The organism is Escherichia sp. S10b (genome assembly GCF_028421345.1).
GTDB lineage: Bacteria > Pseudomonadota > Gammaproteobacteria > Enterobacterales > Enterobacteriaceae > ECMA0423.
Genome location: NZ_JAHZSO010000080.1, coordinates 1 through 508, shown reverse-complemented (window position 1 = coordinate 508; position 508 = coordinate 1). Strand labels below are relative to the sequence as shown.

Genomic DNA, 508 nt, shown 5'->3' with positions numbered 1-508 from the left:
CCACGCACCGTGCGGTCGGTGAGATGCGCAGCGCCGGCGTGGATGCACAGACGCTGGCGTCCTTTCTGCATGACACGCAGCTGCTGCAGCGCAGCGGAGAAACGCCGAATTTCAGCAACACGCTGTTCCTGCTCGATGAGAGCTCTATGGTGGGCAATACCGACATGGCACGGGCATACGCCCTGATTGCGGCCGGTGGCGGTCGTGCCGTGGCCAGTGGTGACACGGACCAGTTGCAGGCCATCGCGCCCGGTCAGCCTTTCCGTCTCCAGCAGACGCGCAGTGCTGCCGATGTGGCCATCATGAAGGAGATTGTGCGCCAGACGCCGGAGCTGCGGGAGGCGGTATACAGCCTGATTAACCGGGATGTGGAAAGGGCACTGTCCGGGCTTGAGAGTGTGAAACCGTCTCAGGTGCCACGTCTGGAGGGCGCATGGGCACCGGAGCACTCCGTGACGGAGTTCAGTCACAGCCAGGAAGCGAAACTGGCAGAAGCGCAGCAGAAGGC

General features: G+C 63.4%; 1 protein-coding gene. It reads left to right on the top strand.

Annotated elements, in window-relative coordinates:
- Positions 1 to 508: AAA family ATPase (locus tag FTE26_RS20195; RefSeq protein WP_272457524.1), on the top strand; the 508-nt coding region annotated here is incomplete at both ends.